This is a genomic window from Vibrio sp. V42_P2S4T144 (assembly GCF_009904715.1).
GTDB classification, from domain to species: domain Bacteria; phylum Pseudomonadota; class Gammaproteobacteria; order Enterobacterales; family Vibrionaceae; genus Vibrio; species Vibrio alginolyticus.
In genome coordinates this window covers 1-3,136 of record NZ_WXWS01000190.1, presented here as the reverse complement: position 1 = coordinate 3,136, position 3,136 = coordinate 1, and the positions used below count along the sequence as shown (strand labels likewise).

Annotated in this window: 3 protein-coding genes; 2 read left to right on the top strand and 1 reads right to left on the bottom strand. The window is 43.4% G+C overall.

What is annotated here, in order from left to right; genetic code table 11:
• The first annotated feature begins 291 nt into the window (after positions 1 to 291).
• A complete protein-coding gene (locus CAG68_RS06710; protein WP_017634925.1) occupies positions 292 to 486 on the top strand; it encodes a CPXCG motif-containing cysteine-rich protein in 195 nt (64 codons plus the stop codon).
• 75 nt (positions 487 to 561) lie between these two features.
• On the opposite strand, the gene CAG68_RS06705 is transcribed toward CAG68_RS06710, so the two are convergent.
• Entirely contained in the window at positions 562 to 1,173 is a 612-nt protein-coding gene (locus tag CAG68_RS06705) for a riboflavin synthase (RefSeq protein ID WP_005377625.1), read from the bottom strand.
• A 392-nt stretch (positions 1,174 to 1,565) separates the two neighbouring features.
• On the opposite strand from CAG68_RS06705, the gene CAG68_RS06700 reads away from it, so the two are divergent.
• The gene (locus CAG68_RS06700) at positions 1,566 to 2,936 is read left to right on the top strand and encodes an MATE family efflux transporter (RefSeq protein ID WP_161440943.1); all 1,371 of its coding nucleotides are present in this window, start codon (positions 1,566 to 1,568) and stop codon (positions 2,934 to 2,936) included.
• Positions 2,937 to 3,136 lie beyond the last annotated feature (200 nt).

Here is a 3,136-nt window from a genome sequence, read left to right as displayed (position 1 = left end):
AGGCTCAACTGGTTATTAATAAAATCATTTCTTATTAATTTGGAAGCCACTGCATATTTCAAGATGTAAAATCTCGAGGCACATCACTACAGAAGATCACCCTAAGCTCAAGGTTGAGTTTGGGGTCAAGTTTTGTACTTATTTCGACTCAATTAGCAACAACTCGACCTAATATCAAAGGAGACTTAACTTTGGATTGTGCCTATTTTCCTTGTAGGCAAAGTAAGTAAAGGGCTGTACTTCCTTGATGAATAGTGTGTTTAAAAGCCCTGCGAGATTAGGAGTTGTTGTATGAAAAATTATACCGAAAGGTATGTAAAGTGCCCGCATTGCGGACACTCTATCGGCATTACATTGGATGCAAGTAATGGTGACCAAGAGTTTTATGATGATTGCCCAGCTTGTTGCCACGCTATCCACCTAAATATGCGAGTGGATGAGTTACAAGATAAGGTCGAACTATTTATCGATGACAATTACGAATAACAGCTCGAGCATGTGAACATCAGAAATATAAAAACGCTTAAATGAAAAAGGAGCACTAGGCTCCTTTTTCTCATTCTAAAGCTGTTTTGCTGCAAGAACGCGCTCAACAGTATCAACAATTGCTTGAGTCTGAGGATCAAACTCAATATTAACACGCTCCCCTACTTGTCTCACTCCGAAAAGCGTTCGCTGCAAGGTTTCTGGAATTAGGTGTACCGAAAAACGACACGCTTCAACTTCACCAATAGTTAGCGAGCAGCCATCTAAACCAATGTAACCTTTCGCTAATACATATTTCATTGATTCTTGCGGCAGTTGGAACCAAATCGTGCGGTTATTGGGCGTATCGATGATATCGACAATATCTGCCGTTAAACTAATATGACCAGACATACTATGCCCGCCTATTTCGTCACCAAACTTAGCCGCGCGCTCAATGTTTACGCTATCCCCTTCCACCAGCCGACCTAAATTAGTAAGAGCCAATGTCGCTTGCATTAAATCAAAACTGATAAGGTTGCCTTCGATCTTAGTCACAGTTAGACAACATCCGTTGTGTGCAACGGATGCACCAATTTCTAACCCTTTACAAAGTTCATCGCTTAACTCGACAACGTGCGTTTGAAAGCGTTCTTTTTTATCAATTTTAACGACCTTCGCCGTACCCTGAACTATTCCTGTAAACATTTCTTTTTACCTATTGATTTAATACCAACTGTAGTCGAAGACTAAGCCCTAAACACTGCGCTACAGGTCGGAAATAAAGACCGCAGACGATAAAGCCATGGCTTAATGAACACTGGTTTGTTCTCATGCATGCTTCAACATTACCATGATTCGCTGCTGTTCTCAGTAAAAGCGTATCCTTAGCGTGGAGAGCGTCCAGTCAGTGTTATCGACTATTAGCTACCTAGCTATGGAATATAAACATACAATTGTTTATCATTTGCGCGGAGTTTCTCCGAGGCATTTTTTCACCTTATCGTGACTAAAATCAACCATCAGATCCGTTCACCACATCTTTTGCCCTCGAGTACTCTCATTCTTTCAACTTATTGTTCCGCTCTGGAGTATTTTTCGTGCATCGCTATAAAGAAGAAGCATCAAGTCTTATCAAATTGGCGACCCCGGTATTGATCGCATCTGTCGCTCAAACTGGTATGGGGTTTGTTGATACCGTAATGGCTGGCGGCGTTAGCGCCACCGACATGGCTGCGGTTTCTGTCGCTTCAAGTATTTGGCTACCATCCATTTTGTTTGGGGTGGGTTTATTAATGGCATTGGTCCCTGTTGTCGCACAGTTAAATGGCTCTGGTCGTCGAGTGAAAATACCGTTTGAAATTCAGCAAGGCGTCGTTTTGGCATTGCTGATCAGTGTGCCGATAATTGCAGTCCTGCTTCAAACCCAGTTTATTCTCGGGCTGATGGATGTTGAAGCACTGATGGCTGAAAAAACGGTGGGATACATTCATGCCGTTATATTAGCAGTACCCGCTTTTTTACTTTTCCAAACGCTTAGAAGCTTTACGGATGGTATGTCATTGACGAAACCGGCAATGGTTATTGGCTTTATCGGTTTGCTGCTCAACATTCCTCTAAACTGGATTTTCGTGTACGGCAAGTTTGGTGCACCTGAATTAGGCGGTGTTGGCTGTGGTGTAGCAACCACGATTGTTTACTGGGTCATGTTTGCCATGCTATTGCTGTATGTGATGACATCAGAGCGATTGAAAAGCATCAACCTATTTGGAGAATGGCATCGCCCACAATGGAAAGCGCAAGTTCGTCTATTCAAGCTCGGCTTTCCTGTTGCAGCAGCGCTGTTTTTTGAAGTGACATTGTTTGCTGTTGTTGCACTGCTCGTTTCACCACTGGGTCCTATCATTGTGGCAGCGCATCAAGTCGCGATTAACTTCTCCTCGTTGGTATTTATGCTACCAATGAGTATTGGTGCAGCAGTAAGCATTCGTGTCGTCCATCGACTTGGTGAAGAAAACGTCGATGGCGCGCGCGTAGCGTCACGAGTCGGCATTATGGTTGGTCTAGCATTGTCCGTTCTCACAGCGATTTTAACCGTCTTGTCTCGTGAGTGGATCGCCGAGCTTTATACTAGCAACCCAGAGGTAATCACTCTAGCGATGCACCTGCTCGTGTTTGCCGCTGTTTATCAATGTACGGATGCGGTTCAAGTGATCGCAGCTGGTGCATTACGCGGCTATAAAGACATGCGAGCCATCTTCAACCGTACTTTTATTGCTTATTGGATTCTTGGGCTGCCAATTGGTTACGTCCTTGGCCGTACAGACTGGATTGTCGAGCCAATGGGAGCACAAGGCTTCTGGCTTGGTTTTATCATCGGCCTATCTTCTGCGGCCTTTATGTTAGGCGTCAGAATGCGTTGGATGCATCGCCAAGAGCCAGAAGTGCAATTGAACTTTTCAGTTCAATAAAAAGTAAAAAAAGCCAGCATCCGCTGGCTTTTTTGATCGAATAATCACACGGTTGAGTATACTTATAACAAGATTGCGAAGTGGTTGATTTTGCTCTCTAGACAACGGATACGAAGTTATAAAAAAGGATATTTGTGCGGTCTATTTTATTGTTCTTAATCTTGATTCTTAATGGTTGTGATAACTGGTTCAATCCAGAG